We start from the raw sequence: 23,714 nt of genomic DNA, 5'->3' as shown, positions 1-23,714 counted from the left end.
TCGAAGGCGTAATCTCCCGAGCCTATCAGATGAAATAATCCGTTACTTAATGGAGTGCGTATGTACCTCGCCGAGTTTTTGACCGTGGCCCTGATTCACCTCCTGGCGGTGGCCAGCCCCGGCCCGGATTTCGCCGTGGTGGTGCGTGAAAGCGTGACCCATGGCCGTCGCGCCGGCACCTGGACGGCGCTGGGCGTGGGCTCGGCGATTTTTCTGCACGTGGGGTATTCGTTGCTCGGCATCGGCTTGATCGTGTCCCAGTCCATCGTGCTGTTCAATGCATTGAAATGGGCTGCGGCGGCGTACTTGCTGTACATCGGTTTCAAGGCCCTGCGCGCGCAACCGGCCAAGCCCGCCGCCGAGGGCGAGTTACATCGTGAAGCGGGCGAACGCACCCCACGCGGCGCGTTTACCGCGGGCTTTGTGACCAACGGCCTGAACCCCAAGGCGACGTTGTTCTTTCTGTCGCTGTTCACCGTGGTCATCAACCCGCACACGCCGCTCGCGGTGCAGGCGGGTTACGGTGTGTACCTGGCGGTGGCGACGGCGTTGTGGTTTTGCATGGTAGCCATGTTGTTCAGCCAGCAGCGCGTGCGTGCGGGCTTTGCGCGAATGGGCCACTGGTTCGATCGCACCATGGGCGCGGTGTTGATCGCCATCGGCGTGAAGCTGGCCTTTACCAGCATGAAATAACCGCTGCTCGCTCAAGTAGGCACGGTCAAAATGTGGAAGGGGGCTTGCCCCCGATAGCGGTGGATCAGTTGATAAACATTTGCCTGAAACGCCGCCATCGGGGGCAAGCCCCCTCCCACATTGATCTTTGTGAGTCCAGGATGGTGGCGCAAAGCTAGTATTTGCCGGGCTCTGCAAATCATTCCTTTGGCTGATTTGGCTGAAACATAAGCGCTCTACAGTGCAGATCGTTCAGCCAAGACCGTGCAGTCATAAAAGGGATTCGTATGTTGCAGACCCGTGTTATCCCCCCCGCCGAAGGTGCCTACCAGTACCCGCTGTTGATCAAGCGTTTGCTGATGTCCGGCGCCCGCTACGAAAAAACCCGGGAAATCGTCTATCGCGACAAACTGCGTTACACCTACCCGACGCTGATGGAGCGGGTTGCGCGCCTGGCCAATGTGCTGACCGAGGCCGGGGTCAAGGCCGGTGATACCGTGGCGGTGATGGACTGGGACAGCCATCGCTACCTGGAATGCATGTTCGCCATCCCGATGATCGGCGCGGTGATCCACACCATTAACGTGCGTCTGTCGCCGGAACAGATTCTCTACACCATGAACCATGCCGAGGACCGTTTCGTACTGGTCAACAGTGAGTTCGTGGGGCTTTACCAGGCGATTGCCGGGCAACTGACTACGGTTGACAAGACCCTGCTGCTCACCGACGGGGAGTCCAAAACCGCCGAGTTGCCCAGCCTGGTGGGCGAGTACGAAACGCTGCTGGCCGCCGCCAGCCCTCACTACGACTTCCAGGACTTTGACGAGCATTCCGTCGCCACCACCTTCTACACCACCGGCACCACCGGCAACCCCAAAGGGGTGTACTTCACCCATCGTCAATTGGTGCTGCACACCATCGGTGTGGCGACCATTATGGGCAGCGTCGACAGCGTGCGCCTGCTGGGCACCAACGACGTGTACATGCCGATCACGCCGATGTTTCACGTACATGCCTGGGGCTTGCCGTATGTGGCGACCATGCTCGGCCTCAAGCAGGTTTACCCTGGCCGCTACGACCCGGAATACCTGGTGGAGCTGTGGCGCAAAGAAAAGGTCACCTTCTCTCACTGCGTGCCGACCATCCTGCAAATGGTGCTCAATGCCAAGGCTGCCCAAGGCGTGGATTTCGGGGGCTGGAAAATCGTCATCGGCGGCAGCGCGCTCAACCGTACGCTGTATGAAGCGTCCAAGGCCCGTGGTATCCAGCTGACCGCCGCGTACGGCATGTCCGAGACCGGGCCGCTGGTGTCCTGTGCCCATCTCAACGAAGAACTGCTGGCCGGCGGCGAAGACGAGCGCATCACTTACCGTATCAAGGCGGGGGTGCCGGGGCCGCTGGTGGAAGCGGCGATCATGGATGGCGACGGTAACTTCCTGCCCGCCGACGGTGAGTCCCAGGGCGAGTTGGTGCTGCGCGCGCCGTGGCTGACCGAAGGCTATTACAACGAGCCGCAAAAGGGCGCCGAGCTGTGGGCCGGTGGTTGGATGCACACCGGAGACGTGGCCACGCTGGATGCGTTCGGGGTGATCGATATCCGCGACCGCATCAAGGATGTCATCAAGACCGGTGGCGAGTGGATTTCCTCGCTGGCTCTTGAGGACCTGGTCAGCCGTCACCCGGCGGTACGCGAAGTAGCGGTGGTGGGCATCGCCGATCCGCAGTGGGGCGAGCGCCCGTTTGCGCTGTTGGTGGTGCGTGATGGCCATATGATAGGGGCCCGCGAGCTCAAGGAGCACCTCAAGCCTTTTGTGGAATTGGGCCATTTGAGCAAGTGGGCGATTCCGAGCCAGATCGCCGTTGTTACGGAAATTCCCAAGACCAGCGTCGGCAAGCTCGACAAAAAACGTATCCGCATTGACATCATTGAATGGCAGGCCAACAACAGCACCTTCCTGTCCACCCTCTGACGCCCTTCGCCGTGCCCGTTCGGGCACGGCAATGCTCTATCTTGCGCCTTCACTTGTGATTTACGGATTTTCAGCCATCCTCTCCGCGTCGGCCTTCGCCGGCATGGCGAAAGGACTGTGGCAGACGGGTCGGTGATGCAAATCACACTTTAGAGGGATCAAGCGGTACCCCCTGCTGGCTATAGTCCCACCATGGGTTTTTCAAGGATGCGTCGCTTCGGGCCATGGAGGTTCAGTTGCCGGGCGGCATTGGAATCGTTGTATTCCGGCCGATACAAGCATCACAGAAAGAACTCACTGCCATAACAATAATGCACATGGAGTAGCGTCGATGACCTCAGTAAACCAGTTCTGGCGCCGGGCAAGATTGCCCCTGGCCGTCAGCCTCGCCTCTACGCTCGCCGGGCCTGCATTCGGCGTCAGTTTCAATATCGGTGAAATCGAAGGGAGCTTTGACTCGTCGCTTTCTGTGGGGGCGAGTTGGGGCACGGCTAAACCCAACAAAGATCTGATTGGCGTCAACAATGGTGGCTCGGGCTTGTCCCAAACCTCCGACGACGGTCACCTGAATTTCAAACGTGGTGAGACGTTCTCGAAGATCTTCAAGGGCATTCATGATCTGGAACTGAAGTACGGCGATACCGGTGTGTTTGTGCGTGGCAAGTATTGGTATGACTTTGAGTTGAAAGACGAGAGTCGTCAGTTCAAAGACATCAGCGACAGCAACCGCAAAGAGGGGGCCAAGTCATCCGGCGGCCAAATTCTTGATGCATTCGTTTATCACAACTATGCAATTGCCGATCAGCCTGGGTCGGTGCGCTTTGGCAAGCAGGTTGTCAGTTGGGGGGAAAGTACCTTCATCGGCGGCGGCATCAACTCTGTCAACCCTATCGATGTGTCCGCGTTCCGTCGTCCGGGGGCCGAGATCAAGGAAGGCCTGATTCCGGTCAACATGTTCTATGTGTCGCAGACCTTGACCGATAACTTGTCGGCCGAGGCGTTTTATCAGTTGGAGTGGGATCAGACTGTTACAGATAACTGTGGGACATTCTTTTCGCAGCCGGACGTAGTTTCGGATGGTTGCAGCGACAATTTGCGCCTGCTCGCCAAGCGTTCGACCATTGCAGCCACTGCTCCAGGCCGTGGCGCGTTGGCACAGTTCGACGCGCGGGGTCTGAACATCAACGAAGAGGGTACGTTGGTGCGGCGTGGCGGTGATCGTGACGCGCGTGATAGTGGCCAGTTTGGTGTGGCCATGCACTACAACTTTGAACCGCTGGACACCGAGTTCGGTGCCTACTTCATGAATTATCACAGTCGCGCACCGATCTTCAGCGCAACCGCCGCTCCTGCATCGGCCTACACAGTGGCTCCCGCTTTTGGCTCCCTGGCGCCAGTGTTCATTGCGGGTAACTCCAAGTATTTCATTGAGTACCCTGAAGATATCCGTCTCTATGGGTTGAGCTTCTCCACCACTTTGCCTACAGGGACGGCCTGGAGCGGTGAAATCAGCTACCGCCCTAATGCACCGGTGCAACTCAATACAACCGACATTCTCTACGCGGGTGTGAGAGATTTGGGCGGTCTTTATCAAAATGCTTCCCCGCTTCGCGGTGCGAAGGGTCAAGACTTGAATGGCTACCGTCGCAAGGAAATCACTCAATTCCAGACCACACTGACGCATTTCTTTGATCAGGTGATGGGCGCGAGCCGTTTGACCCTGGTAGGTGAGGTGGGTATCACTCATGTGGGTGGGCTGGAGAGCAAGTCTGATGCACGTTACGGTCGTGACCCGGTGTTTGGTCCGGGTGCATTGCCAGCCACTTTAGGACGTAATACCTGCTCGGCAATTCTTAACACGGGAACCATCGGTGGTGCAGGGCCCGGCGCCGATGCCAGCAATCTTTCCGAGAATTGCAACAATGACGGCTTCACCACTGCTACCTCCTGGGGTTATCGCGGTCGTGCGATCTGGGAATACCCGGATGTCTTCGCAGGTGTGAATCTCAAGCCAAGCGTGGCGTGGTCCCACGACGTCAAAGGTTACTCGCCAGGCCCTGGTGCTAACTTCGAAGAAGGTCGAAAAGCCGTCAGCCTCGGTCTGGACGCCGAATACCAGAACACCTACACCGCCAGCCTGAACTACACCAACTTTTTTGGCGGTGATTACAGCACTGTTGATGATCGAGACTTCGTCGCCCTCAGCGTTGGCGTGAACTTCTAAGCACACTGCATTTCAGGAAGAACAAGAACATGAAAATAACCAAAAGTCTGTTGCACGTGGGTGTGCTTGGGCTGTCGATCCTGGCGAGCAATGTCATGGCGGCAGTGTCGGCGGATGAAGCCGCCAAGCTGGGCACGACCCTGACGCCGATGGGCGCGGAAATGGCCGGTAACGCGGCCGGCACCATCCCGAAATGGTCGCCGATGCCGACCAACGCCGGCGCTGTGGATGCCAAAGGTTTCCTCGCCAACCCGTACGCCAGTGAGCAACCGCAATTCACCATCACCGCGCAGAACGTCGAGCAGTACAAGGACAAGCTGGCGCCGGGGCAGTACGCGATGTTCAAGCGTTACCCGGAGACCTTCAAGATGCCGGTCTACCCGACCCATCGCGGTGCCACGGTGCCGGCGGAGGTGTTCGCCTCCATCAAGAAGAACGCCACCACCACCAACCTGGTGTCCGGCGGCAACGGCCTGGAAAACTTTGAAACCGCCGTGCCGTTCCCGATCCCAAAAAGCGGTGTGGAAGTCATCTGGAACCACATCACCCGTTATCGCGGCGGCAGCGTGACGCGCCTGGTCACCCAGGCTACGCCGCAAACCAACGGTTCCTACAGCCTGGTGTACTTCCGCGATCAGTTCGTGTTCCGCGACAAGATGAAGGATTTCGACCCGAAAAATCCGGGCAACATCCTGTTCTACTTCAAGCAGCAAGTGACGGCGCCGGCACGTCTGGCCGGTGGTGTGCTGCTGGTGCATGAAACCCTGGACCAAGTGAAGGAGCCGCGTTCGGCGTGGGTCTACAACGCCGGCCAGCGCCGTGTGCGCCGGGCACCGCAAGTGTCCTATGACGGCCCGGGTACCGCCGCCGACGGCCTGCGCACCTCCGACAACCTCGACATGTACAACGGTGCGCCGGATCGCTACGACTGGAAACTGGAAGGCAAGAAGGAAATCTACATCGCCTCCAACAGCTACAAGATCGACGATCCCAAGCTCAAGTACGCCGACATCATCAAGGCCGGCCACATCAACCAGGACCTCACGCGCTACGAACTGCGCCGCGTCTGGCATGTGGTCGCCACCTTGAAGGAAGGCCAGCGTCACATCTATGCCAAGCGTGACTTCTACATCGACGAAGACACCTGGCAAGCCGCGGTGATCGATCACTACGATGGTCGTGGCCAACTGTGGCGCGTCGCCGAAGCCCATGGCGAGAACTACTACGACAAGCAAGTGCCGTGGTACGCCCTGGAAACCCTCTACGACCTGCAGTCCGGCCGCTACCTGGCCCTGGGCATGAAGAACGAAGAGAAGCAGGCGTATGACTTCGGCTTCACCGCCACCACCAGCGACTTTACCCCAGCGGCCCTGCGCCAGGATGGTGTTCGCTAAGCAGCAGCGGTAACCCAATGTGGGAGGGGGCTTGCTCCCGATAGCGGTGTGACAGTCAGCATAGACATTGACTGATCCACCTTTATCGGGAGCACGCCCCCTCCCACTTTTTGTTTGTTGCGATATTTTTTGTCTCAGTTCTTTTTCAGGCAAATGTTGCAAAGATCTACAAAGCAGCGGCTTTTACCGCTAGTCTGCGGACATCTGCAATGCCGACAACAGCCTTCTACAAGAGCCCGGCGATGACTGATCTGTCCCGAATCCAAGGGCCTCCCAGTGCGGTGATCCCAACCCTGGAAGGTCGCTTCTACAGGCCTCCGCTGCCCGACGGCTACGTGCCGCGACCGCGGCTGTGCGAGCGGCTGAGCGCCGGTCTGCAAGGGCGACTGTTGCTGGTCAGCGCACCGGCCGGGTTCGGCAAGAGTTCGTTGGCCGTAGAGTTCTGCCAGAGCCTGCCGGCGCACTGGCAAAGCCTGTGGCTGGGCCTGAGCCCGCGAGACAACGACCCGGGCCGGTTTCTTGAGCGCCTGCTTGAAGGCTTGCAGCAGTACTTCCCGCAACTGGGCAGCCATTCCCTGGGCCTGTTGAAAATGCGCCAGCGGCACCAACCGTTTGCCTTTGAAGAGTGGCTTGACGGCTTGCTTGATGAGCTGGCCGTTCACCTGTCTACTCGCGCGCCGCTGTTGCTGGTGCTGGATGACTACCATCTGGCCCAGGGCCCGGTGCTGGATCGCTGCCTGCAATTTTTCCTCAACCATTTGCCTGACGGCCTGCTGGTACTGGTGACCAGTCGCCAGCGCCCTGACTGGCACCTGGCGCGCTTGCGTCTGTCACGGCACTTGCTGGAGCTGCACGAACAAGACCTGCGTCTGACCCATGCCGAATCCCTGGCGGTGCTGGACCGCCACAGCAGTTCCCTGAAGGGCGAGGCCCTCGACAACCTGATCCGCCGCAGCGAGGGTTGGGTGGCCGGCCTGCGTTTCTGGTTGCTGGCCGCGTCCGAAGCCGGCAACGAAGGCGCGTTGCCGCAAAGCCTGCACGGTGGGGAAGGGCTGATCCGCGACTACCTGCTCGAAGAAGTGATCGACTGCCTGCCCGCCGAAGTGCAGGCGTTCCTGTTCGACACCGCGCCCCAGGAGCGCTTTTGCAGCGAGCTGTGCGATGCCGTGCGCGAAGCCCACGACAGCGCGGAAATCCTGCGTTATCTACAAGCCCATCAAGTGTTTTTGGTGCCTCTGGACGAGCAGGGGCACTGGTACCGTTATCACCACTTATTCTCCGACCTGCTGCGCACCCGACGCGCAAGCAACAACCTATTACCCGCCGCCAGCCTGCACCTGCGCGCGTGTCGTTGGTTCAATGGCCAAGGCCTGATCGACGAGGCGGTGGAGCAGGCGTTGCGCGCCGGCCACCTCGATGTGGCGGCGAACCTGGTGCAGAACCTGTCCGAGGAACAGCTGCTGGCCGAACAGAATGTGGGCATGCTGCTGCGCTGGAAAATGGACCTGCCCGACAGCCTGCTGATCAGCACGCCGCGTCTGATCGTGCTGTACAGCTGGGCATTGGGGCTGGCCTGCCAGTTGGATGCGGCGGAAGAGTTGTCCGGCTACCTCAGCCGCTTCCTGCCGGCGCCGTCGGCCACCGCACAAAAGTCGATGCTGGCCCAGTGGCTGGCGCTGAGCGGAATTATCGCGCGGGGCCGAGGTGATCGTGAGTTGACCCAGCGCTATTGCAGCGAGGCCCTGGAAAGCTTGCCGCAGCGGCGGTACGGCCAGCGCCTGGTGTGCCTGTCGACGCTGTCCAACCTGGCCATCGCCGATGGCGATCTGTGGCGCGCCCGCGGCTTGAACCGTGAATCCTTGGAGCTGGCGCAGCGGGTCGGCAACCCGCTGTTCGAGGCCCTGGCCCACTATGACCGTGCGCGTGTCCTGCAGGCGCGCGGCGAGATCCTGCGTGCCCTCGATGAGGTGCGCCAGGGCCTGCAACGTTTGCAGGGCCTGGCGCCGCAACGCTTGTACGCGGTGCGCGCGCGCCTGTCGTTGTACGAAGGGTACTTGCTGTTGTTACGCAACCAGCCCGACGCCGGCATCAGCCATCTTCGCGCAGGCCTGGCCGAAGCGCGTGCCTGTCGCGACATCAGCGTGCTGATCGGCCATTGCGTGATCGCCAGCTTCGAAGGGCGCCGTGGTGACTTTGCCAAGGCCTTCGCCGAACTGGCCGAGGCGGAGCGCTTGATGCACATTTGGGATGTGCCGCCGATCTACTACCTGGCGATGATCACCCTGATCAAATGCGAACTGTGGCTGGCCCAGGGCCGCACCGACCTGGCCGACGCCTGGCTGACCCGACTGGGGCAGACCTATAACGGTGAGCAGGCCGCCGCCGCGCCGGAGTTTCATCCGCACCTGCCGCAACATATCGGCCTGCAACAAGCCGCGCTCGATGCCGTCCGCCATCAACCCGACGCGGCATTGCAACGGCTCGCTGCACTGGCACAGCGGGCCCATGACAGCGGGCGCCTGATGATTGCCCTGATGGCGCTTACCCAACAGGCGCAGTTGCTGCTCGATGGCGGCCAGGAACTCAAGGCACGGCCGGTGTTGGCCCGGGCGCTTGAAACGGGCGCAGGCGGGGCATTGCAACCCTTCCAGCGCTTGCTGGACAGCTACCCGGACTGGATGCGCGAGCAGTTGGGCAAAGACCCGCACGGCTTACTGAGCCAGAGCCTGTCGGCACTGTTGCCGGCGGCCGTAATAGCCGAAACAGTGTCCAATCACGAAACCCTGAGCGTGCGTGAACTGGCAGTCCTGCAACTCATCGCCCAAGGTTGCTCCAACCAGGAGATCAGCAACCGGTTGTTTATCTCCCTGCACACGGTCAAGACCCACGCCAGCCATATCAACAGCAAACTTGGCGTGGAGCGACGCACCCAGGCGGTTGCGCGGGCGCAGGAGTTGAGGTTGATTGGTTAACGCCTGACCGCTTGCTCACCGGGGGCCGCGAAGCGCCCACCTACTCTGGTTTAATAGTGCAATTATTCTGGCGATAGCCGCCCGAACACCGCATTTGATGTGCACTAGAGGTCCGTTCATGGAAACCGCAACACCATCCCTCATCCGCGAAACCTTCCCCGTCGGCCCTTTGCAGTGCAACTGCACCATCATCGGCGACGCCCTCACCAAAAAAGCCATCGTGGTCGACCCGGGCGGCAATCCGGAATTGATCCTGGCGCGCCTGGATGCGCTGGGTTTGAAGGTGGTGAGCATCATCCATACCCATGCCCACCTGGATCACTTCCTGGCCTCGGGCCAGTTGAAAGAGAAGACCGGCGCCACCTTGCACCTGCACAAGGACGATCAGTTCCTGTGGGACAACCTGGAAATGCAGTGTCAGATGTTTCGCGTGCCTTACACGCCAGTACCGTCTCCGGATCGCTGGCTGGACCACGATGAAGAGTTGGCCTGCGGCTGCGGCGTAGCGTTGCACACTCCGGGCCACACGCCAGGATCGATGAGCTTCTGGTTTGCCGATGCCAAGTTACTGATTGCCGGAGATACGTTGTTTCGACGTGGCGTAGGGCGTACGGATTTGTGGGGCGGGGACCAGGCGACCCTCGTGCGCTCGATCAAGCAGCGCCTCTACACGCTGGATGAGGGCGCCACGGTGGTAGCGGGGCATGGGCCCGATACGCGGCTGGGTGATGAAATGCGCGAGAACCCGTTTGTGCGAGCGTGATGGGCAAGCGAGCAACCTGTTGTAGCAAAACCGCAGGTTGTGTTCAGCCTGCGTCTGCTACGGTTTCACAGCAGCAGGCCGAATCTTTTGTTACGGCTCGGCGCGCGCCAACGGAATCTTTGCCGTTTGTCGTGTTCAAAACTGCGCACAGGTCCATTGCCAATTGTCCTCTGCACCACAGAATGCAAAAGTAGGAGCTCACCTTAATGTTCACTCCGCGTCGTCTGCTTGTTGTCGCCACCGCCGTAGCCATGTTGTCCGGCTGCGCTTCACCTAATCCTTATGATGGCAGCAGCCAGGGACAGGCGAATAACGAATCCGGCGGTATGAGCAAAACCGCCAAGTACGGTGGGCTCGGTGCCCTGGCGGGTGCGTTGGCTGGTGCGGCCATCGACCATAACAACCGTGGCAAGGGCGCGCTGATCGGTGCCGTTGTTGCTGGTGCAGGTGCGGCCGGTTATGGATACTACGCTGACCAGCAAGAGAAAAAGCTGCGCGAAAGCATGGCCAACACCGGGGTTGAAGTGCAGCGCCAGGGCGACCAGATCAAGTTGATCATGCCGGGCAACATCACCTTCGCCACCAACTCGGACGCGATCTCCAGCAGCTTCTACCAGCCGCTGAACAACCTGGCCAACTCCCTCAAGCAGTTCAACCAGAATACGATCCAGATCGTCGGCTACACCGACAGCACCGGTAGCCGTCAGTTGAACATGGACCTGTCCCAGCGTCGTGCGCAGAGCGTGGCCAACTACCTGACGTCCCAAGGTGTGAACGGCGCCAACCTGAGTGCTCGCGGTGCCGGCCCGGACAACCCGATTGCCAGCAACGCCGACGTCAATGGCCGCGCGCAGAACCGTCGCGTAGAGGTCAACCTTGGCCCTATCCCTGGCCAGCAATACGGCCAGCCGTCGGGCCAGCAGCAGGCACCTCAGCAAAACAATCAGTTCCAGGGCAACCCGTACCAGCAGTATCAATAAACGCTGGCCACAAAAAAGGGCGCCGTGCAGTCAATGCACGGCGCCCTTTTTTGTGGCTGTCGGTTACATCAATCGATGTATTCGAACACTTTGACGATTTTCTGTACGCCGGACACGCCTTGCACCAGGTTGGCGGCGCGGGTGGCTTCGGCCTGGGTCAGCAGGCCCATCAGGTAGACGATGCCGTTGTCGGTGACGACTTTGATGCGCGAGCCGGGGATGGCGTTGTCTGTCAGCATCTGCGCCTTGATCTTGGTGGTCAGCAGCGCATCGTTGCTGATGGCCAACAGGGTGATCGGGTCCATCACTTGCAGTTCGTTATGGACCTTCTTGACCCGCTGCACCGAAGCGGCGGCTTGTTCGGCCTGGGCCTTGAGGTCGGCGCGCGGGGTTTGACCAGCCAGCAGTACCACGCCGTTGAAGCTGGTTACGACGATGCGCGATGCACCGTTGCCCAGGTCCGTTGCGGCTTTGGCGATGTTGACTTCAACCTTGGTTTCGATCAATGAGTCGTCAATCTTGCTGCCGAAGGTACGGGTGCCCTTGTCATCCTGAATAGGGGTGTCACGTGTCGCAGTGATTGCCGTGCTGCAGCCGCTGATACCGAGGCACAGCGTAATGGCCAAGAGGCCGAGGCGGTTAACGGTCATTCTTCACTCCCAAACAGTTGGCTGTCGATCAGATCGCACAGGCAGTGGATCGCCAGCAGGTGGACTTCCTGAATACGTGCGGTGACATTGGCCGGGACGCGAATCTCGACATCTTCGGGCAGCAGCAGCGAAGCCATGCCGCCGCCATCGCGTCCGGTCAATGCTACGACAATCATTTCGCGATCATGTGCGGCCTGGATCGCTTGAATAATATTCGCCGAGTTGCCACTGGTGGAAATCGCCAGCAGCACATCGCCTGGTTGGCCCAGGGCGCGGATCTGCTTGGAGAAGATTTCGTTGTAGCTGTAGTCGTTGGCGATCGAGGTGATCGTCGACGAGTCGGTGGTCAAGGCGATGGCCGGCAGGCTCGGGCGCTCACGCTCGAAGCGGTTGAGCAGCTCGGACGAGAAATGCTGGGCGTCGCCGGCCGAACCGCCGTTGCCGCACGAGAGCATTTTGCCTTCGTTTAGCAAGGCATTGACCATGACCTGACTGGCTTGCTCGATGTGCGGTGCAAGTACGTCCATCGCCTGTTGCTTGGTGTCGATACTGGCCTGGAAAAGCTGGCGAATTCGGGATTGCATGTCCATCTGTGTGACCTTAAGTAGCGCGGCTGTTTGGCACAGGAATGTGCAGCCCGCAAAGCAAAGAGCAAAAGTGTGTGGTGAAGATGTCCGGCGAATCAGCTGTCGAAGGCATCTTTGAGCCAGTTCAGATCAGCGTTGCCTGACGGTGTGCTTTCTATGGCAACCACGTCGAAACGGCAGGGGGAATCGGCCCAGCGATGCTCTTTTTGCAGAAAAAACTGCGCGGCGAGTATCAGCTTTTGACGCTTGCGCCCGTCGATACTGGCGAGCGCGCCACCCCATTGTGCGTGTTTTCTGTAGCGGACTTCGACGAATACTACTGTATCGCCGTCAAGCATGACCAGATCAAGCTCGCCGCGTTTACACAACCAGTTCTGCGCCAGAAGGCGCAGACCCTGTCGTTGCAGGTGGTTCAGCGCTTGCAGTTCGGCATCCTTGCCGCTTTGTGCGCTGGACCGCTCGGGCATCAGCGCGGGGTATCCGGCAGACGTTGGATATCGCCACCGACGAACTTCGCCCATGGCATCTGGCGGTCAACGCGTTGGTTGGCGCTGATGCCCAGGTTGCCCGAGAGGCCATCCACACGGGTGTCCGGCAATGCTTTGAGCTGGCCCAGGCGTGGTGCCAGGCGGTAGGCATCGACACCCATCGCGTACAGGCGGCCGAGGCTGCCATTGGCTTGTGGCCATTGTGCGGCAACCTGGTTGCGCAGCGGGTCGGTGGTGTTAAGCAGCCAAGGGGTTTCGCAGAACATCACGTTGGTCATGTCCAGGTACTGGTTTTTGTCACCGCTGGCGCTGAATACGTGGGACGTCGCGTACACCGGTACGTCACCTGCATATTGGAAGTTCAGGGTCGGCTTGATCTGCTGGGCCAGTTGCGGGGTGACGGCCAGGAAGATGAACTCGATGTCCTGGCGACGCGACGGCTGCGCCGCTACGTCAGTGCCGACGGTGTTTTGCAGGCTCTTGGCGCGACCTTCGCTTTTACGCAGTTGGAACAGGTCGGCAATCTGTTGGGCCAGGGCAACCGGCTGATCCACGTACTCTACGCCGACCACGGTGCCGCCATTGGCTTCCCAGTCCTGGCGGAACGCCCTGTAGACGCGCTCACCCCATTCGCCACGCGGCACCATGGCAGCGGCGCGGTGCAAGCCGTCGGCACGGGCACGGCGCGAGACTTCGCGGGCTTCATCCTCGGCGGCCAGGCCGAACTGGAACAGTTGCGCCGGGCCCCGATCGGTCTCGCTGTAGTTAAGCGCCAGGGTGGTGATCGGCAACTGAGCGCGCGCGCTGAGTTGCTTGACCAATGGTTTTTCCAGCGGGCCGACCACCAACTGCACGCCGGCGGCCTGGGCCTTGGCGTAGAACTCGTCGATGGAGTTCAGGCGTGAGCTGTCATAGAACTCGATGACCGGAGGTTTCTGCCCGGCTTGTTCAGCCTGGTAGTGAGCCGCCATGAAGCCTTCGCGCAGCGCTTTGCCGACAGAGGCCAGCGGGCCATCCTGTGGCAGCAGCAGGGCGATCTTGTTAAGTGGTTGGCTGGCCAGTTCCTTGAGCTTGGTCAGCGGAGTGGGCAGTTGCACGGCCGCCGGGTGCCCCGGGTTCTGTGCACGCCAGGTGTCGATAGCGGCCTGCTGTTGCTCCAGCGTGCCGGCGCCCTTGATCGATTGGGCCAGGGTGATCCAGCCGTCCAGCACCGGGTTGCCGCTGGCCTGCAACTGTTCGGCAGGCAGGGCGGCAATCAAGGTCCAGATGGTTTCGTGGTTGCTCTTGGCGGCATCGCCGGTCAGCAATGGCGCCATGGCGACACGCTCACGCGCCGCGGCGAGGGTCTGGCCGTCGGCTTCATAGGCACGGGCATGCACGCTGGCGGTGCGAATCTGCTGTTCCGGCGGCAAATCCTTGAGGTTTTGCAGGCTCGGATGGTTCAAGGCGGTCAGCGCCGCCTTGGGCTGGTTGCGCGCCATGGCCAGTTCGGCAGCCAGGGTGCTGGCAAATACCTGCGCGGCCGGCTTGAGGGTATCCAGAGGCACCTGCGCAAGAATCTGCGACGAGCGGCCAGGGTTGTTCTGTTTGTAGGCCAGGTCCGCCGCACTCAGGCGCAGCAATGCAGCCTTTTCTGGCGTCTTGGCGGTAGTGGCCTGTTCGAGCAGTTGCTCGATACTGGCGTCCGGGGTCCGTGGAAGGTCGCCAAGGCTGGACGAGGGCGAGCTGGCGCAAGCGGCCAGTAAGGCAGCGAGGCAGAGGGCGGAGAGCAGCCGCAGGCAAGCGATCATGTAAGTGTTCCTGATACCGATCAAATTAGCGTGGAAGTGTACCCAAGCACTGGCCCAGGCGCGATGTTACTGGCGTGAAACCGTCGATTTAGGTCGTGCAAATGTTGCTGTCAGTGATCAACGGCTGAAAAGGCATCGGCCGTGATGGCATTTTTTAAAGGCGTCTGCGCGCTACAATGCCGCTTTTGCCAACCATCGAGGTGTGCGTTTTGACTGCTCCAGGTCCTTTGAATTCCACTGCAGGCTCGCTTTTTGTCGTGGCGACGCCCATTGGCAACCTGGACGACATCAGTGCGCGGGCGCTGAAAGTGCTGCGCGAGGTTAAATTGATCGCGGCGGAAGACACGCGCCACTCCCAGCGGTTGATGCAGCATTTTGGTATCAGTACGCCATTGGCCGCATGCCACGAGCATAACGAGCGCGAAGAAGGCAGTCGTTTTATCGTGCGCCTGTTGGCCGGTGACGATGTGGCGCTGATTTCCGATGCGGGCACGCCGCTGATCTCAGACCCCGGTTATCACTTGGTTCGCCAGGCGCGGGCCGCGGGTATCAATGTAGTGCCTGTTCCGGGTGCGTGCGCGCTTATCGCGGCATTGTCGGCGGCGGGCCTGCCGTCCGACCGGTTTATTTTCGAAGGTTTCCTGCCGGCCAAGGCAGTGGGGCGGCGCGCACGTCTTCAGGCGGTAAAGGAAGAGCCACGCACGTTGATTTTTTACGAAGCCCCGCACCGTATCCTGGAATGTCTGCAGGACATGGAATTGGTTTTTGGCGGCGATCGCCTGGCGTTGCTGGCGCGTGAACTGACCAAAACCTTTGAAACCCTCAAGGGCCTGCCACTGGAGGAGTTGCGCGCGTTCGTCGAGGGCGACAGCAATCAGCAACGCGGTGAGTGCGTAGTGTTGGTGGCCGGCTGGACGGCGCCGGAGGCTGAAGACGCCGTCGGCAGCGAGGCCATGCGTATTCTGGATCTGCTGCTCAAGGAAATGCCCCTCAAGCGTGCGGCGGCCCTGGCGGCGGAAATTACCGGTCTGCGCAAGAATGTGTTGTATCAAGTGGCGCTGGATAAACAGAAAGCTGAATAGTTCCGAGGTTAAAGCGGTATTACGTCTGAACGTGATGGCCATGCTGCACTTTAATACTTGTCCTGAGGCCGTCGTGCCGTTAACCTGCGCGGCGGAGAGTCGATTGGACAGTCGCTGCCCTCTATGAAAATTAGGGGGGGAGGAAAGTCCGGGCTCCATAGGGCGAAGTGCCAGGTAATGCCTGGGAGGCGTGAGCCTACGGAAAGTGCCACAGAAAATAACCGCCTAAGCGCTTCGGTGCCGGTAAGGGTGAAAAGGTGCGGTAAGAGCGCACCGCACGACTGGCAACAGTTCGTGGCTAGGTAAACCCCACTTGGAGCAAGACCAAATAGGGTCCCAAGGCGTGGCCCGCGCTGGGACCGGGTAGGTTGCTAAAGGTGTCCAGTGATGGCCATCGTAGACGAATGACTGTTCAAGACAGAACCCGGCTTACAGATCGACTCTCCACCTTTTTCCTTCTGCTCGACTCTCGGGCAGAAAACCGGTAGTAACGCAAGAATCCCTCCCTGCCAAATCATTGGCAGATGCATCTTCGTAATACCAAAAAAATCTTACTCTTAATAAATCACTTTAACTTCGAGTCACAGCGCTTTGAGTTGTTTGTGTTTGCAGGGTCAAAAACTACGTCGAACTCGGGTTTCTCCTCCTTTTACGCTCCTAAATCTCCGTTCTGTAAGGCTTTTCCTTGAATCCGCGCCTTGACGGTGTGGTGGGCGCATTCCTATAGTGTGCGCAAGTGGCGGAAAGTGGCACAAAGTGGGTTTTTTGAACGTAAAACGCTAAAATTTGGAGAAGCGCATCTGTGTTTCGCGGAGCTAACGCTATCAGTCTCGATGCAAAAGGCCGTCTCGCCATGCCGAGCCGGTATCGTGACGAGCTGATTTCGCGAAGTTCCGGACAGTTGATCATCACCATCGATGCCGTTGACCCTTGTTTATGTGTTTACCCGCTCGATGAGTGGGAGTTGATTGAAACCAAGTTGCGCGCCCTGCCTTCATTGCGTGAAGAAAACCGCCGTCTTCAGCGTTTGCTGATTGGTAATGCCGTCGACCTCGAGCTCGACGGCAGTGGTCGTTTCCTGGTGCCGCCGCGTCTGCGCGAGTACGCCAAGCTGGACAAACGCGCAATGCTGGTCGGCCAACTGAACAAGTTCCAATTGTGGGACGAAGATGCCTGGGATGCTGTTTCTGCAGCTGACCTGGCGGCTATTCAACAACCGGGCGCCATGCCTGATGAACTGCGTGATTTGATTCTGTGACTATTGATAGCGGCTTTAACCACATCACCGTACTGCTTGACGAAGCCGTTGAGGCTCTCGCCGTGCGCGCGGATGGCTGCTATCTGGATGGCACTTTCGGCAGGGGCGGGCATAGCCGGTTGATACTCAGCCAGCTCGGGCCCGACGGAACACTCCTCGGGTTCGACAAAGACCCCCAAGCGATTGCCACCGGGCAAGCGCTAGCGGCCGAAGACGGCCGCTTTGTCGTTGTGCAGCGTAGCTTTGCCGAGCTGGGTGCCGAAGTGGCCGAGCGTGGCATGGCGGGTAAGGTGGCCGGGGTTTTGCTCGATCTGGGCGTGTCCTCGCCACAGCTTGATGATCCGGAGCGCGGCTTCAGTTTCATGAACGACGGCCCGCTCGACATGCGCATGGACCCGACCCGTGGTGTGAGTGCCGCGCAATTTATCGCCACCGCGCCGGTGGAAGAAATCGCCCGTGTGTTCAAGGAATACGGTGAAGAGCGTTTCGCCGGCCGCATGGCTCGCGCCGTGGTCGAGCGCCGCGAGACCCAACCGTTCGAACGCACCGCCGACCTGGCCGAAGTGCTCAAGGTCGCCAACCCCGCGTGGGAAAAGGGCAAGAACCCCGCGACCCGTGCGTTTCAGGGCCTGCGCATTCACGTCAACAATGAATTGGGCGATCTGGAGGCTGGCCTCGAAGCCGCCCTCGAGGCGCTGGAAGTGGGCGGTCGCCTGGTGGTGATCAGCTTCCATTCGCTGGAAGACCGTATCGTCAAATTGTTCATGCGCCGCCTGGTCAAGGGCGAGTCCGACAATCTGCCGCGCAACTTGCCGGTGCGTTTCGAGGCCTTTGTGCCGAAAATCAAAATCCATGGCAAGGCACAGTTCGCTTCCGAAGCCGAGCTGAAGGCCAACCCACGTTCCCGTAGCGCGGTCATGCGTGTCGCGGAGAAGTTGCGGTGAGCAAGCTTTTCGCCAAACCCCTGCCGGGCGGCAGCTTCTTTATGTTGCTGCTGTTTGTCGGCGTGCTGGTGTCCGCGATTGCGGTGTCCTACAGCGCCCACTATAACCGCCAGTTGCTCAACACCCTGTACGGGGAACTGAGCGTGCGCGACAAGGCGCAGGCGGAATGGGGGCGGTTGATCCTGGAGCAAAGCACCTGGACGGCCCATAGCCGTATCGAAGTGCTGGCTACCGAACAGTTGAAAATGCACATTCCGGGCGCGGCCGACGTTCGCATGGTGGCGCCATGATGAAACTCGAAGGCGCACTGTACCCGTGGCGTTTCCGTCTGATGCTCGGCTTGCTGGCATTGATGGTGGGTGCGATCGCCTGGCGGATCGTCGACCTGCAAGTGGTCGACCGCGACTTCCTGATCGGCCAGGGCGACGCCCGTAGCCTGCGGCATATTCCCATTCCCGCGCACCGCGGCCTGATCACCGACCGTAACGGCGAGCCCCTGGCCGTCAGTACGCCGGTCACCACCTTGTGGGCCAATGCCAAGGAACTGCAAGTGGCCAAGGATCGCTGGCCAGCGCTCGCTGCCGCTCTTGGGCAAGACCCGAAGGCCCTGGCCGAGCGCCTGGAAGCCCAGGCCAATAAAGAATTCATCTACCTGGTTCGCGGCCTGACCCCTGAACAAGGCCAGCAAGTGCTCGACCTTAAAGTGCCCGGTGTCTACGGCATCGAGGAATTCCGCCGTTTCTACCCGGCCGGTGAAACCACCGCGCATATGGTCGGCTTTACCGACATCGATGACCACGGTCGCGAAGGTGTGGAGCTGGCCTACGATGAATGGCTGGCCGGAGTGCCCGGCAAGCGACAAGTCATCAAGGATCGGCGCGGCAGGCTGATCAAAGATGTCCAGGTCACCAAGAACGCCAAGGCCGGCAAACCCTTGGCGTTGTCGATTGACCTGCGCCTGCAATACCTGGCCAACCGCGAGTTGCGTAACGCGATCATCGAGAACGGCGCCAAGGCCGGTAGCCTGGTGATCATGGACGTGAAGACCGGCGAGATCCTCGCCATGGTCAACCAGCCGACCTACAACCCGAACAACCGTCGCAACCTGCAACCGGCGATGATGCGCAACCGCGCCATGATCGACGTGTTCGAGCCGGGTTCGACCATGAAAGCGATCTCCATGAGTGCCGCCCTGGAAACCGGACGCTGGAAACCCAGCGACAAGGTCGAGGTGTATCCAGGCACCTTGCAGTTGGGCAAGTACACCATTCGTGACGTGTCGCGCACCGAAGGCCCGGTGCTGGATTTGACAGGTATCCTGATCAACTCCAGTAACGTGGGCATGAGTAAGGTTGCCTTCGATATCGGTGGCGAGACCATCTACCACCTGGCGCAAAAAATCGGCCTGGGCCAGCCCACCGGTCTGGATTTCCCCGGTGAGCGCGTCGGCAACCTGCCGAACTACCGCGACTGGAAAAAAGCCGAGACCGCCACGCTTTCCTACGGTTACGGCCTATCGGTGACGGCGATCCAACTGGCGCATGCCTTTTCGGTATTGGCCAATAATGGCCGCATGGTGCCGTTGAGCCTGATTCACGTCGACGAAGCGCCGAAAGCCACCCAGGTGATTCCGGAAAACGTCGCCAAGACCATGCAGGGCATGCTCCAACAAGTGATCGAAGCGCCACGTGGTGTGTTCCGCGCCCAGGTGCCGGCGTATCACGTGGCAGGCAAGTCCGGCACCGCGCGTAAAACCTCGGTGGGCACCAAGGGCTACGCCGAAAACTCCTACCGTTCGCTGTTCGCCGGCTTCGGCCCGATGAGCGACCCACGCTACGCCATCGTCGTGGTCATCGACGAGCCGAGCAAGGCCGGTTACTTCGGTGGCCTGGTATCGGCGCCGGTGTTCAGCAAAGTGATGTCCGGCACCCTGCGCCTGATGAACATCACGCCGGACAACCTGCCGCCGACCCAACAAGCGAACGCCGTACCTCCGGCCGCTGCAGTCAAAGCCAATGGAGGGCGCGGCTGATGTCTCTTAGCCTGAATAAGATATTTGCCCATGCCGGCCGCGATCTGCTGATTCGCGAGTTGACCCTGGACAGCCGTAATGTGCGCGCCGGTGACCTGTTCCTGGCGGTGCCGGGCGGCAAGTACGATGGCCGTGCGCACATCGCCGATGCCCTGCAGCGCGGCGCGGCGGCGGTGGCCTATGAGGCTGAAGGCGCCACCGTGCTGCCGATCACCGACGTGCCGTTGATTCCGGTCAAGGGCCTGGCCAAGCAATTGTCCGACATCGCCGGGCGTTTTTACGGCGAGCCGAGCCGTCACCTCAATCTGGTGGGCGTGACCGGCACCAACGGCAAGACCAGCGTGACCCAATTGGTCGCTCAGGCTCTCGACCTGCTGGGCCAGCATTGCGGCATTGTCGGTACCCTGGGCACCGGTTTCTACGGCGCGCTGCAAAGCGGCCTGCACACCACGCCGAACCCGATTGCCGTGCAAGCGACCCTGGCCGACCTGAAAAAGGCCGGGGCCAAGGCCGTTGCCATGGAGGTGTCTTCCCACGGTCTGGATCAAGGTCGTGTCACCGCCCTGGCGTTTGACGTGGCAGTGGTGACTAACCTGTCCCGCGACCATCTGGATTACCACGGCACCATGGAGGCGTACGCCGCCGCCAAGGCCAAGCTGTTTGCCTGGAATGACCTGAAGTGCCGGGTGGTCAACCTGGATGACGCGTTCGGCCGCCAGTTGGCCACCGAAGACAGCGAAGCGCGCCTGATCAGCTACAGCCTGCTGGATTCCAGCGCGTACTTGTATTGCCGCGAAGCCCAGTTCAATGACGAGGGCGTACGCGCCACGTTGGTCACGCCCCAGGGCGAACACCACCTGCGTAGCACCTTGCTCGGTCGTTTCAACCTGAGCAACGTACTTGCCGCCATAGGCGCCTTGCTCGGCCTGGATTACGCCCTCGACGAGATCCTCAAGGTGTTGCCGAAACTGGAAGGCCCGGCCGGTCGCATGCAACGCCTGGGTGGCGGCAAGCAGCCGCTGGTGGTGGTCGATTACGCTCACACCCCGGACGCCTTGGAAAAAGTCCTCGAAGCGCTGCGCCCACATGCCAAAGGCAAACTGCTTTGCCTGTTCGGTTGCGGCGGTGATCGCGATCGCGGCAAGCGCCCGCTGATGGCCGAGATTGTCGAGCGTCTGGCCGATGGCGTCCTCGTCACCGACGACAACCCGCGCAGCGAAGACCCGAGCCGGATTTTCGACGATATCCGTACGGGCTTCAAAGACGTGTCCAAGGCCACTTTTATTGCCGGTCGCGGGGCTGCCATTGCCCAACTGATCGCCAGCGCCAGCGTTGACGATGTGGTGGTGCTGGCCGGTAAAGGCCATGAGGACTATCAGGAAATCAACGGCGAGCGTCATGCCTTCTCCGATCTGGTCGAGGCCGCTAACGCCTTGACCGCCTGGGAGGTGGCCCATGCTTAAGGCGATGACGTTCAGCGAACTGGCCCAGGCGCTGTCGGCCCGCGTACTGTCGAGCGACTGCACCTTTAATGGCGTGAGTATTGATAGTCGTAACATTCAGCCGGGGCAGCTGTTCGTCGCCCTGGCCGGCCCGCGTTTCGACGGGCATGACTACCTCAATGATGTCGCCGCCAAAGGTGCCGTCGGTGCGTTGGTGCAGCGTGAAGTGCCTGACTCCGCCTTGCCGCAATTGCTGGTCGCCGACACCCGCCTGGCCCTGGGCCGGCTGGGTGCGCTGAACCGCGCCGCGTTCGCCAAGCCGGTTGCAGCCGTCACCGGCTCCAGCGGCAAGACCACGGTCAAGGAACTGCTCGCCGGTGTGCTGCGCACACGCGGCCCGGTGCTTGCGACCCGTGGCAACCTGAACAACGATTTCGGCGCGCCACTGACCCTGCTCGAACTGGCCCCGGAACATACCGCGGCAGTGATCGAACTGGGCGCTTCGCGCATCGGCGAAATTGCTTACACCGTGGCGCTGACCAAGCCCCACGTGGCGATCATCAACAATGCCGGTACCGCCCACGTCGGTGAGTTCGGTGGCCCGGAAAAAATCGTCGAAGCCAAGGGCGAAATCCTTGAAGGCCTCGACGCTTCGGGCACCGCCGTACTGAACCTCGACGATAAGGCCTTTGAGACTTGGCGTGTACGCGCCGCCGGTCGCAAGGTCCTGACCTTTGCCGTGTCGAACGCGGCCGCCGACTTTCATGCCGGCGACATCACCGTCGACGCCCGTGGCTGCCCGTCCTTCACCTTGCACACCCCGCAAGGTGACGAGCACGTGCAGTTGAACCTGCTCGGCAACCATAACGTCGCCAACGCCCTGGCCGCTGCCGCCGCCGCCCATGCCTTGGGCGTGTCGCTGTTCGGTATCGCGACGGGCCTGGGTGCGGTGCAGCCGGTCAAGGGGCGCACCGTGGCGCAGCTATCGAGCAACGGCATGCGCGTGATTGATGACACTTACAACGCCAACCCGTCTTCCATAAACGCCGCCGTGGATCTGCTCAACAGCTTTGCCGGACGCAAGGTGCTGGTATTGGGCGATATCGGTGAGTTGGGCGATTGGGCCGAACAAGGCCATCGTGACGTCGGCGCGTATGCCGCCGGTAAAGTCGACGCCCTCTACGCGGTCGGCACGAACATGGCGCACGCCGTCAACGCTTTCGGCCCCGGTGCGCAGCATTTCGCCACCCAGGCCGAGCTGATCGAGGCGCTGACGGCCGCCGAACACGACAAACACACAACCATTTTGATCAAGGGATCGCGCAGCGCGGTGATGGAAAACGTCGTCGCAGCCTTGTGTGGCTCAAGTACGGAGAAACATTAATGCTGCTGCTGCTGGCTGAGTATCTGCAACAGTTCCACAAAGGCTTCGCGGTCTTTCAGTACCTGACCCTGCGCGGGATCCTGGGTGTGCTGACCGCGCTGTCGCTGTCGCTGTTTTTAGGGCCGTGGATGATCCGCACCCTGCAGAACCTGCAAATTGGTCAATCGGTTCGTAATGACGGCCCGCAGTCGCACCTGTCCAAGTCCGGCACCCCGACCATGGGCGGCGCGCTGATCCTGTCGTCCATTGGCATCAGCACCTTGCTGTGGGCCGACCTGCACAACCGCTACGTGTGGGTGGTGTTGCTGGTGACCCTGCTGTTCGGCGCCATCGGCTGGGTGGATGACTACCGCAAGGTGATCGAGAAAAACTCCAAGGGGCTGCCGAGCCGCTGGAAGTACTTCTGGCAGTCGGTGTTCGGCCTTGCCGCCGCGATCTTCCTGTACACCACCGCGCCGAGCGCCGTGGAAACCACTTTGATCATTCCGATGCTCAAGGACGCCAGCATCCCCCTGGGCATCGGCTTCGTGGTGTTGACCTACTTTGTGATCGTCGGCTCCAGCAACGCGGTCAACCTGACCGACGGGCTCGACGGCCTGGCGATCATGCCGACAGTGATGGTGGGCGGTGCGCTCGGCATCTTCTGCTACCTGTCGGGTAACGTGAAATTCGCCGAGTACCTGCTGATCCCCTATGTACCGGGCGCGGGTGAGCTGATTGTGTTCTGCGGCGCGCTGATCGGTGCCGGCCTGGGTTTCCTGTGGTTCAACACCTACCCGGCACAAGTCTTCATGGGCGACGTCGGCGCACTGGCGCTGGGCGCGGCCCTGGGCACCATCGCGGTGATCGTTCGCCAGGAAATCGTGTTGTTCATCATGGGCGGTGTGTTCGTGATGGAAACCCTGTCGGTGGTCATCCAGGTGGCGTCCTTCAAGTTGACCGGGCGTCGCGTGTTCCGCATGGCGCCGATTCACCACCATTTTGAACTCAAGGGCTGGCCCGAGCCGCGTGTGATTGTCCGTTTCTGGATCATCACCGTGATTCTGGTACTGGTTGGCCTTGCCACCCTGAAACTGAGGTAG

General features: G+C 60.6%; 19 protein-coding genes and 1 other RNA gene. 16 read left to right on the top strand and 4 right to left on the bottom strand.

The window, feature by feature from the left end; all coding sequences use genetic code 11:
* The first annotated feature begins 60 nt into the window (after positions 1 to 60).
* The 7 genes from AB4N98_RS07955 to AB4N98_RS07925 all read left to right on the top strand — a co-directional run bounded on the left by AB4N98_RS07955 (position 61) and on the right by AB4N98_RS07925 (position 10,975).
* A complete protein-coding gene (locus tag AB4N98_RS07955; protein ID WP_017526162.1) occupies positions 61 to 693 on the top strand; it encodes a LysE family translocator in 633 nt (210 codons plus the stop codon).
* Between the two features lie 266 nt (positions 694 to 959).
* Positions 960 to 2,642 carry a fatty acid--CoA ligase gene (locus AB4N98_RS07950; protein WP_068937027.1) on the top strand — a complete coding sequence of 561 codons (1,683 nt, stop codon included), beginning with the start codon at positions 960 to 962 and terminating at the stop codon, positions 2,640 to 2,642.
* A 331-nt stretch (positions 2,643 to 2,973) separates the two neighbouring features.
* Positions 2,974 to 4,866: a DUF1302 domain-containing protein gene (locus tag AB4N98_RS07945; protein ID WP_217855788.1), complete on the top strand. Its 1,893-nt coding sequence runs from the start codon at positions 2,974 to 2,976 to the stop codon at positions 4,864 to 4,866.
* 29 nt (positions 4,867 to 4,895) lie between these two features.
* Positions 4,896 to 6,260 (top strand): DUF1329 domain-containing protein, encoded by a 1,365-nt coding sequence (locus AB4N98_RS07940; RefSeq protein WP_017526165.1) that lies wholly within the window; start codon positions 4,896 to 4,898, stop codon positions 6,258 to 6,260.
* 242 nt (positions 6,261 to 6,502) lie between these two features.
* Positions 6,503 to 9,232 carry a LuxR C-terminal-related transcriptional regulator gene (locus tag AB4N98_RS07935; RefSeq protein ID WP_065877274.1) on the top strand — a complete coding sequence of 910 codons (2,730 nt, stop codon included), beginning with the start codon at positions 6,503 to 6,505 and terminating at the stop codon, positions 9,230 to 9,232.
* A 118-nt stretch (positions 9,233 to 9,350) separates the two neighbouring features.
* A complete protein-coding gene (locus tag AB4N98_RS07930; RefSeq protein WP_460149359.1) occupies positions 9,351 to 9,995 on the top strand; it encodes an MBL fold metallo-hydrolase in 645 nt (214 codons plus the stop codon).
* 206 nt (positions 9,996 to 10,201) lie between these two features.
* Entirely contained in the window at positions 10,202 to 10,975 is a 774-nt protein-coding gene (locus AB4N98_RS07925; protein WP_017526168.1) for an OmpA family lipoprotein, read from the top strand.
* Between the two features lie 68 nt (positions 10,976 to 11,043).
* On the opposite strand, the gene AB4N98_RS07920 is transcribed toward AB4N98_RS07925, so the two are convergent.
* The 4 genes from AB4N98_RS07920 to AB4N98_RS07905 form a co-directional block, all read right to left on the bottom strand.
* Positions 11,044 to 11,625 carry a BON domain-containing protein gene (locus AB4N98_RS07920; RefSeq protein WP_017526169.1) on the bottom strand — a complete coding sequence of 194 codons (582 nt, stop codon included), beginning with the start codon at positions 11,623 to 11,625 and terminating at the stop codon, positions 11,044 to 11,046.
* On the bottom strand, positions 11,622 to 12,215 hold the full coding sequence (locus tag AB4N98_RS07915) for a phosphoheptose isomerase (protein WP_007904374.1): 594 nt from the start codon (positions 12,213 to 12,215) through the stop codon (positions 11,622 to 11,624). Before AB4N98_RS07915 ends, AB4N98_RS07920 begins: the two co-directional genes overlap by 4 nt.
* 92 nt (positions 12,216 to 12,307) lie before the next feature.
* Positions 12,308 to 12,679 (bottom strand): YraN family protein, encoded by a 372-nt coding sequence (locus tag AB4N98_RS07910; protein WP_017526170.1) that lies wholly within the window; start codon positions 12,677 to 12,679, stop codon positions 12,308 to 12,310.
* Entirely contained in the window at positions 12,679 to 14,490 is a 1,812-nt protein-coding gene (locus AB4N98_RS07905; protein ID WP_017526171.1) for a penicillin-binding protein activator, read from the bottom strand. Before AB4N98_RS07905 ends, AB4N98_RS07910 begins: the two co-directional genes overlap by 1 nt.
* A 176-nt stretch (positions 14,491 to 14,666) precedes the next feature.
* Between AB4N98_RS07905 and rsmI the strand changes: the two genes are divergently transcribed.
* The 9 genes from rsmI to mraY all read left to right on the top strand — a co-directional run bounded on the left by rsmI (position 14,667) and on the right by mraY (position 23,714).
* The gene (rsmI, locus tag AB4N98_RS07900) at positions 14,667 to 15,572 is read left to right on the top strand and encodes a 16S rRNA (cytidine(1402)-2'-O)-methyltransferase (RefSeq protein WP_017526172.1); all 906 of its coding nucleotides are present in this window, start codon (positions 14,667 to 14,669) and stop codon (positions 15,570 to 15,572) included.
* A 95-nt stretch (positions 15,573 to 15,667) separates the two neighbouring features.
* Positions 15,668 to 16,020, top strand: an RNA gene (rnpB, locus tag AB4N98_RS07895) — RNase P RNA component class A.
* A gap of 354 nt (positions 16,021 to 16,374) precedes the next feature.
* Positions 16,375 to 16,830, top strand: coding sequence for a division/cell wall cluster transcriptional repressor MraZ (gene mraZ, locus AB4N98_RS07890; RefSeq protein ID WP_003171868.1), 456 nt, complete (start codon positions 16,375 to 16,377; stop codon positions 16,828 to 16,830).
* Positions 16,827 to 17,774, top strand: a complete 948-nt coding sequence (gene rsmH / locus AB4N98_RS07885) for a 16S rRNA (cytosine(1402)-N(4))-methyltransferase RsmH (RefSeq protein WP_017526173.1) — start codon at positions 16,827 to 16,829, stop codon at positions 17,772 to 17,774. The genes mraZ and rsmH overlap by 4 nt, the downstream gene beginning before the upstream one ends.
* The gene (gene ftsL / locus AB4N98_RS07880) at positions 17,771 to 18,064 is read left to right on the top strand and encodes a cell division protein FtsL (protein ID WP_004371991.1); all 294 of its coding nucleotides are present in this window, start codon (positions 17,771 to 17,773) and stop codon (positions 18,062 to 18,064) included. The genes rsmH and ftsL overlap by 4 nt, the downstream gene beginning before the upstream one ends.
* Complete coding sequence (locus AB4N98_RS07875) at positions 18,064 to 19,806, top strand: peptidoglycan D,D-transpeptidase FtsI family protein (protein ID WP_175404190.1); 1,743 nt, start codon at positions 18,064 to 18,066, stop codon at positions 19,804 to 19,806. The genes ftsL and AB4N98_RS07875 overlap by 1 nt, the downstream gene beginning before the upstream one ends.
* Complete coding sequence (gene murE / locus AB4N98_RS07870) at positions 19,806 to 21,269, top strand: UDP-N-acetylmuramoyl-L-alanyl-D-glutamate--2,6-diaminopimelate ligase (protein WP_017526175.1); 1,464 nt, start codon at positions 19,806 to 19,808, stop codon at positions 21,267 to 21,269. The genes AB4N98_RS07875 and murE overlap by 1 nt, the downstream gene beginning before the upstream one ends.
* Positions 21,262 to 22,632, top strand: coding sequence for a UDP-N-acetylmuramoyl-tripeptide--D-alanyl-D-alanine ligase (locus tag AB4N98_RS07865; protein WP_065877273.1), 1,371 nt, complete (start codon positions 21,262 to 21,264; stop codon positions 22,630 to 22,632). Before murE ends, AB4N98_RS07865 begins: the two co-directional genes overlap by 8 nt.
* Positions 22,632 to 23,714, top strand: a complete 1,083-nt coding sequence (mraY, locus tag AB4N98_RS07860; RefSeq protein WP_003171875.1) for a phospho-N-acetylmuramoyl-pentapeptide-transferase — start codon at positions 22,632 to 22,634, stop codon at positions 23,712 to 23,714. The genes AB4N98_RS07865 and mraY overlap by 1 nt, the downstream gene beginning before the upstream one ends.

The sequence above is a fragment of the Pseudomonas sp. S3_E10 genome, assembly GCF_054667615.1.
The sequence above is the reverse complement of the archived record's forward strand: the minus strand, read 5'-3'. Positions and strand labels throughout refer to the sequence as shown.

Excerpts from the sequence above, each read along its gene's own strand:
- AB4N98_RS07920 (WP_017526169.1), bottom strand. The coding sequence starts at position 11,625 with ATGACCGTTAACCGCCTCGGCCTCTTGGCCATTACGCTGTGCCTCGGT.
- mraY (WP_003171875.1), top strand. The coding sequence starts at position 22,632 with ATGCTGCTGCTGCTGGCTGAGTATCTGCAACAGTTCCACAAAGGCTTC.
- AB4N98_RS07945 (WP_217855788.1), top strand. The coding sequence starts at position 2,974 with ATGACCTCAGTAAACCAGTTCTGGCGCCGGGCAAGATTGCCCCTGGCC.
- AB4N98_RS07940 (WP_017526165.1), top strand. The coding sequence starts at position 4,896 with ATGAAAATAACCAAAAGTCTGTTGCACGTGGGTGTGCTTGGGCTGTCG.
- rsmI (WP_017526172.1), top strand. The coding sequence starts at position 14,667 with ATGCCGCTTTTGCCAACCATCGAGGTGTGCGTTTTGACTGCTCCAGGT.
- AB4N98_RS07905 (WP_017526171.1), bottom strand. The coding sequence starts at position 14,490 with ATGATCGCTTGCCTGCGGCTGCTCTCCGCCCTCTGCCTCGCTGCCTTA.
- AB4N98_RS07910 (WP_017526170.1), bottom strand. The coding sequence starts at position 12,679 with ATGCCCGAGCGGTCCAGCGCACAAAGCGGCAAGGATGCCGAACTGCAA.
- AB4N98_RS07950 (WP_068937027.1), top strand. The coding sequence starts at position 960 with ATGTTGCAGACCCGTGTTATCCCCCCCGCCGAAGGTGCCTACCAGTAC.
- AB4N98_RS07915 (WP_007904374.1), bottom strand. The coding sequence starts at position 12,215 with ATGGACATGCAATCCCGAATTCGCCAGCTTTTCCAGGCCAGTATCGAC.
- murE (WP_017526175.1), top strand. The coding sequence starts at position 19,806 with ATGTCTCTTAGCCTGAATAAGATATTTGCCCATGCCGGCCGCGATCTG.
- AB4N98_RS07875 (WP_175404190.1), top strand. The coding sequence starts at position 18,064 with ATGAAACTCGAAGGCGCACTGTACCCGTGGCGTTTCCGTCTGATGCTC.
- AB4N98_RS07925 (WP_017526168.1), top strand. The coding sequence starts at position 10,202 with ATGTTCACTCCGCGTCGTCTGCTTGTTGTCGCCACCGCCGTAGCCATG.
- AB4N98_RS07955 (WP_017526162.1), top strand. The coding sequence starts at position 61 with ATGTACCTCGCCGAGTTTTTGACCGTGGCCCTGATTCACCTCCTGGCG.
- AB4N98_RS07930 (WP_460149359.1), top strand. The coding sequence starts at position 9,351 with ATGGAAACCGCAACACCATCCCTCATCCGCGAAACCTTCCCCGTCGGC.
- AB4N98_RS07865 (WP_065877273.1), top strand. The coding sequence starts at position 21,262 with ATGCTTAAGGCGATGACGTTCAGCGAACTGGCCCAGGCGCTGTCGGCC.
- AB4N98_RS07935 (WP_065877274.1), top strand. The coding sequence starts at position 6,503 with ATGACTGATCTGTCCCGAATCCAAGGGCCTCCCAGTGCGGTGATCCCA.